Annotated in this window: 5 protein-coding genes and 1 tRNA gene; 4 read left to right on the top strand and 2 right to left on the bottom strand. The window is 70.2% G+C overall.

Annotated features, from left to right (window positions below; genetic code table 11):
• Positions 1–19 precede the first annotated feature (19 nt).
• Positions 20–1,834 carry an ABC-F family ATP-binding cassette domain-containing protein gene (locus tag V7067_RS13785; protein ID WP_334176480.1) on the bottom strand — a complete coding sequence of 605 codons (1,815 nt, stop codon included), beginning with the start codon at positions 1,832–1,834 and terminating at the stop codon, positions 20–22.
• A 250-nt stretch (positions 1,835–2,084) separates the two neighbouring features.
• On the bottom strand, positions 2,085–2,510 hold the full coding sequence (locus V7067_RS13780) for a hypothetical protein (RefSeq protein WP_334176479.1): 426 nt from the start codon (positions 2,508–2,510) through the stop codon (positions 2,085–2,087).
• 403 nt (positions 2,511–2,913) lie between these two features.
• Here V7067_RS13780 and V7067_RS13775 point away from each other — a divergent pair, with 403 nt between their 5' ends.
• The 4 genes from V7067_RS13775 (at position 2,914) to V7067_RS13760 (ending at position 5,364) form a co-directional block, all read left to right on the top strand.
• Positions 2,914–3,438 (top strand): DUF1284 domain-containing protein, encoded by a 525-nt coding sequence (locus V7067_RS13775; protein WP_334176478.1) that lies wholly within the window; start codon positions 2,914–2,916, stop codon positions 3,436–3,438.
• Between the two features lie 6 nt (positions 3,439–3,444).
• Positions 3,445–3,999 carry a CAP domain-containing protein gene (locus V7067_RS13770; RefSeq protein WP_334176477.1) on the top strand — a complete coding sequence of 185 codons (555 nt, stop codon included), beginning with the start codon at positions 3,445–3,447 and terminating at the stop codon, positions 3,997–3,999.
• 126 nt (positions 4,000–4,125) lie between these two features.
• Positions 4,126–5,175: an aminotransferase class I/II-fold pyridoxal phosphate-dependent enzyme gene (locus V7067_RS13765; RefSeq protein ID WP_334176476.1), complete on the top strand. Its 1,050-nt coding sequence runs from the start codon at positions 4,126–4,128 to the stop codon at positions 5,173–5,175.
• A 112-nt stretch (positions 5,176–5,287) separates the two neighbouring features.
• Positions 5,288–5,364: transfer RNA gene (locus V7067_RS13760), tRNA-Met, on the top strand.
• The last annotated feature ends 3 nt before the right edge of the window (positions 5,365–5,367 follow it).

Raw genomic sequence — 5,367 nt, 5'->3', positions numbered from 1 at the left:
CCGGCCGCAGGGGCGGGCTTCAGCCGCCCAGTTCCTCGCGCAGCATTTCGAGGCGCAGCCACTCCTCTTCGGCGGCGGCCAGCGCATCCTGCCCGGCCTTCAGGGCGGCGGCAGTCTTGTCGAAGGCGGCGCGGTCCCGGGCATAAAGGCCGGGCTCCGCCAGCTTCTTTTCAAGGCGTTCGATGTCGCCGGTGAGCCGGTCGATGGTGCCCGGCAGGCTCTCCAGCGCGTGCTTGTCCTTGAACGACATCTTGCGCCGGGCGGCCTCGGCCTTCGGCTTTTCCGCCCGGGGCTGGGCCGGCTTGTCCTCGCCGGCGCGCGCGGCGGAGCGGGCCGTCACGCCGCGGCCGCGCTGGGCCACCATGTCGGAATAGCCGCCGGGATATTCCCGCCACACGCCGTCGCCCTCGAAGGCGATCACCGCGGTTACCACCCGGTCGATGAAATCGCGGTCGTGGCTGATAAGCAGCACGGTGCCGCCGTGATCGGCCAGCAGTTCTTCCAGCAGATCCAGCGTTTCAAGATCGAGATCGTTGGTCGGCTCGTCCAGCACCAGCAGGTTGGCCGGCCGCGCCAGCGCGCGCGCCAGCATCAGCCGGCCGCGCTCGCCGCCGGACAGCACGCCGATGGGCGTGCGCGCCTGTTCGGGCGAGAACAGGAAGTCCTTCATGTAGGACACGACATGCCGCGGCTCGCCGCCGACCATGACGGTGTCGGAGCGGCCGTCCGTCAGCGCCTCCGTCAGCGTCACCGACGGATCGAGGCTTTCGCGGCGCTGGTCGAGCGTGACCATCTGCAGGTTGGCGCCAAGGCGCACGGTGCCGGAATCGGGGGCCAGAACGCCGGTCAGCAGGCTGATCAGCGTGGTCTTGCCGGCCCCGTTGGGCCCGACGATGCCCACCCGGTCGCCGCGCAGGATGCGGGTGGAAAAATCGCGCACCACCGGCGCCCCGCCGTCATAGGCCTTGGTGACGTTCTTCGCCTCGATGACGAGCTTGCCGGAAACCTCGCCCTCGCTGGCGGCCATGGAGACGTTGCCGGTGGCGCGGCGCGCGGTGCGGCGGGCCTCGCGCATGTCGCGCAGCAGGCCCATGCGGCGCTGGTTGCGCTTGCGGCGGGCCGTCACGCCATAGCGCACCCAGTCCTCTTCCATGGCGATCTTGCGATCGAGCTTGTGGCGCTCGCGCTCTTCCTCGGCAAAGATTTCGTCGCGCCAGGCCTCGAACTGCGAGAAGCCGCGCTCCATGCGCCGCGTCACGCCGCGGTCGAGCCAGATGGTGACGCGGGAAAGATCTTCCAGAAAGCGCCGGTCGTGGCTGATGAGAACCACGGCGGAGCGCATGGAGGCCAGTTCCTGCTCCAGCCACTCGATGGCCGGCAGGTCGAGATGGTTCGTCGGCTCGTCGAGCAGCAGGATATCGGGTTCCGGCGCCAGCACGCGGGCAAGCGCCACGCGGCGCGCCTCGCCGCCGGAAAGGGTGGCGGGGTCTTCCTCGCCGGTAAGACCCAGATCCTCCAGCAGGCGGCGGGCGCGGTGGGGATCGTCGCCGGGGCCGAGGCCGGCCTCCACATAGGCGATGGTCGTGCGGAAGCCGTCGAACACCGGCTCCTGCGGCAGATAGCGCACGGTCGCACCGGGGTGCACGAAATGCTCGCCCGAATCGGCCTCCACCAGACCGCCGGCGATCTTCAGCAGCGTGGATTTGCCAGAGCCGTTGCGCCCCACCAGACAGATGCGGTCGCGCTCGCCGACGACGAGTTCGGCACCGGAGAGAACGGGGGTTCCGCCGAAGGTGAGGCGGATGTCCTTCAAAATCAGCAGCGGTGGGGCCATGGCGATCCTTCCATGGCGCTTCTTGGAGCCGAGCGCGGCGCCAATGTCAATCAGCGCCCGTGTCAATCAGCGCCCCATGTCAATCAGCACCCCGCGCCAATCAGCACCGGCATCGGCCGGTGCCAATGCCGGCCAGCGCCCGTGCTGACCGGGCAGCGCCGGCCGGGCGGTGCCGATCGCGGGACATGCCGATGCCGGCGGCGCCGGGCGCTCTGCCCCGCGCCGCCGTGACAGGCCGCAGCCGGAAGGCTTACCAGTAGCCCCAGGCACCGCCCCACGGGCCGCCCCACGGACCCCAGTCCCACTGCTCGTCCTCGACGACCTGCTGGTTGATCATCGCCGCCATGGTCTGTTCGTTGGCGAGATGCTGCTGGAACGCCATCTGCTGATAGGATTCGAACGACTGCTGGTTGCCGACATAGAGGCACTTGCAGACGGTCGGATCCGGATAGACGTAGAAGGTCTTGCCGTTCTTGCTGAGCTGCGTGAACTTGTGCGGCGGCAGGGTGGCCATCTGCTTGATCTGCGCCGGGCTCGAGGCCACCTTCGGCGTGAAGCCGGCGGCCGAGAGCAGGTCTTCCTTGTTGGAAATCGTGGACTGACAGGCAGCAAGAGCGCTGCCGGCCATCACAACGGCCGCAAGGGTCGTCAGCAACTTCGCCGACCTGGATTTCATCAAAGGCCCCATCATTGTCATCTGGTTCGGGAGGAAAGGGTCGTGTGAACCGGCACGCGCCCGCGCACCGGTACGCGGGCCGCCCCCACCCGCCCGCCACGAAGAAAGCCCCGGACGGCTTCCGCCCCCTGCGTCTCCATGGCCTGCGTGCGCCGGTTCCCGCGGTGCCGGTTCCCCTTCGTGCCTGCCCTGCCTCATGGCCGGGCGCGGGCGATCTTGGCGCGGCAGCCGGGGCAGGGTCAAGCCAGTGTTTCGGCCGGTGGCACAATATAACGTGCGGATGCTTTTCTTTTTAAACGTTCGATTTTTCACCCGCGCAGCCAGTACAGAACTTGCAGCCCGGCGCAGAGCTGTGCATCGTCGAGGTCCCATTGCTTGCGGCCCGGCGAAAGGAGGCAGGACGATGAACCCGTCCGCACCGGCCATTGCGCTGCGCGGCCACCACCTGCTGTGCGTGCTCACGTTCTGCGGGCACGGCTATACCCCGGCCTTCACCGCCAACATGGCGCACATCGTGGCCGTCCTCGGCAGCGGGGCGACGGTGCGCATCGTCGCCGGCGCCGATGCGCTGTGTGCACCGCTGACGCCGGATTGCGGCGTGGAGGTGCACTGCGCCAGAGCCGATGTCGCCGCGCGCGACCGGCGCGCGCTGGCAGTTGCCGGGGCGGCGCTGGGCCGGCGCCTGAAAGCCGGCGACAGCCTGCGTTTCGACGCCGCCACCCTTGCCACGCTGCGCGCCGCCTTCGCCGACGGGCGGCTGCGCGCGGCCTGCACGGCGTGCCCGTGGGCCGATTTCTGCACCGCGACCGCCGCCGCCGGCTTTGCCGGGGCCCGCCTGAGAGCGGAACCGGACGGTGACGGCCCCGACAAGACTGTTCATGAGCCGACTTACAGCCTTGAACATGACACACCGGATGCAGACAGTTGAGCCATCATGACGCGAATCATCCCCGGCCGCCGCCGCCTTCCCGCCTCTGTCGTTCCGCTGGTTCTGGCCGGCACGCTTGCCGCTCTGGCCCTTGCCAGTTGCAGCGAGCCGCCGCGCCCGCCGTCGCGGCCGACCTTCTATGATTATCTCGGCGTTCCCGGCGCCACGGTCGATGCCGCCATGGCCGCCTCGATGATCTCCGGCTACCGGGCCAACCACGGTCTGGGCCCGGTCACGGTGGACCCGGAACTGTCGCGGATTGCCGGCGAGGAGGCCGCCTATATCGCCGGGCGCAACAGCATCGAGGGGGCGCTGGCCGGCGAGCGGATGACCAAAGCCCGTCTGGCCCGCGCCGGCTATGCCGCGACCACGGCGGTGGAGAACGTTTCTGCCGGCTATCGCACGCTGGCGGAGGCCTTTTCCGGCTGGCGCGACAGCCCGCCGCACAACGCCAACATGCTGAACCCGGCCGTGTCGCGCATCGGCATCGCCATCGCCTATGCGCCGCAGAGCAAATACAAGGTTTTCTGGAGCCTCATCCTCGCCGCACCGGCGCGGTGAGCCCGCAGCCGGACCTTTCCTTCCCGGCGGCGCGGCCCGTGCCGCGCCGTCTGCCGGCCGGTGCCGGCGCGAACGAGACAGGGCCGGCCCGGAGCCGCCGGCCAACGTGAAACGGGAGAACGAGTCGTGCGCCGTGCCGCCATCGACCGCGACCTTGCCGCCTTCGATCCCGGCCGGGACATCGCTGCCGCCCGGCGCCGTTTTCCCGATGCACCGCTGCCGTTCATCGACCTTGCCAGCGGCATCAACCCCAATCCCTATCCGCTCAGCGCCCTGACGCCGGCCGCCTTCACCCATCTGCCGGGCCCGGAGGCCTTCGCCCGCCTCGCCGAGGTGGCGGCGGCGCGATACAACGCGCCCTCCGCCGCCCATGTGGTGTGCGCGCCCGGCTCACGCATCCTGCTGTCGTGCGTGGCGAGCCTTTCGGCCGGCGCCCGCCATGCCGCCGTGCTGCAGCCGCCGGCCGCCGGTCAGGCGCGCATCAGCCACCGCGAGGCGCTCATTGCCTCCGGACTGTCGCTGTCGCTGGAGCCGTCGCTCGGCGCGCTTGCCGCTGCCGATCTCGCGCTCGTCGTCAATCCCGACGACCCGGATGGCCGCCTCATTCCGCGCATGCGGCTTCTCGATCTGGCGGCCGATCTCGGCCGGCGCGGCGGCATGCTGCTGGTCGACGAGGCCGACATGGACGTGGCGACCCTGAGCGAGACGCTGGCCCGCGATGTGGACCGCGCGCCGATCGCGGTGCTGCGCACGTTCGGCAAGTTCCACGGCCTCTCGGGCCTGCGGCTGGGCTTTGCGATTTCCGCCCCCGCCTTTGCCTCCCGGCTGCGGGCAATGCTCGGGCCATGGGCCGTTTCCGGCCCGGCACTGGCCGTCGGCACCGCGGCGCTGGCGGATGCCGGCTGGGCCCGTCAGACGCGCTCCGATCTCGCCTATGCCGCCGTGCGGCTCGACAGCGTGCTGGAAGAGGCCGGCCTCAGGGTGGAGGGCGGCACGGCGCTGTTTCGTCTGGCACGCTGCGGCGATGCCCTGCGCTGGTGGGTGCGGCTGGGACAGGCGGGCGTGCTGGTGCGCCGCTTCCCCGACCGGCCGGAGATGCTGCGCTTCGGCCTGCCGCGCGACGAACCGGGCTTCGAGCGCCTGACCGCCGCCCTTGCACTGGGCCCCGCCGACTGACCGTCGCAGGCCCGGCGGTGGAAAAGCCGGCTCCGCTTCCGGCGATGCAGCTTGACAGGTGTCGCTCCTCCTCCGTATATGCCTGCCATCGCCCGCCGCTATGGCAGGCCGGGGCGGAGTAGCTCAGCTGGTTAGAGCAGCGGAATCATAATCCGCGTGTCGGGGGTTCGAGTCCCTCCTCCGCTACCAAAT

The organism is Pseudoxanthobacter sp., from assembly GCF_036822375.1.
Taxonomy (GTDB): domain Bacteria; phylum Pseudomonadota; class Alphaproteobacteria; order Rhizobiales; family Segnochrobactraceae; genus Pseudoxanthobacter.
Note: the sequence above shows the minus strand (reverse complement) of the source record. Positions and strands in the feature narration are given on the sequence as shown.

What these genes read in the sequence shown, in the direction of transcription:
- V7067_RS13785 (WP_334176480.1), bottom strand. Translation starts at nt 1,834, where the DNA reads ATGGCCCCACCGCTGCTGATTTTGAAGGACATCCGCCTCACCTTCGGC.
- V7067_RS13780 (WP_334176479.1), bottom strand. Translation starts at nt 2,510, where the DNA reads ATGAAATCCAGGTCGGCGAAGTTGCTGACGACCCTTGCGGCCGTTGTG.
- V7067_RS13775 (WP_334176478.1), top strand. Translation starts at nt 2,914, where the DNA reads ATGAACCCGTCCGCACCGGCCATTGCGCTGCGCGGCCACCACCTGCTG.
- V7067_RS13770 (WP_334176477.1), top strand. Translation starts at nt 3,445, where the DNA reads ATGACGCGAATCATCCCCGGCCGCCGCCGCCTTCCCGCCTCTGTCGTT.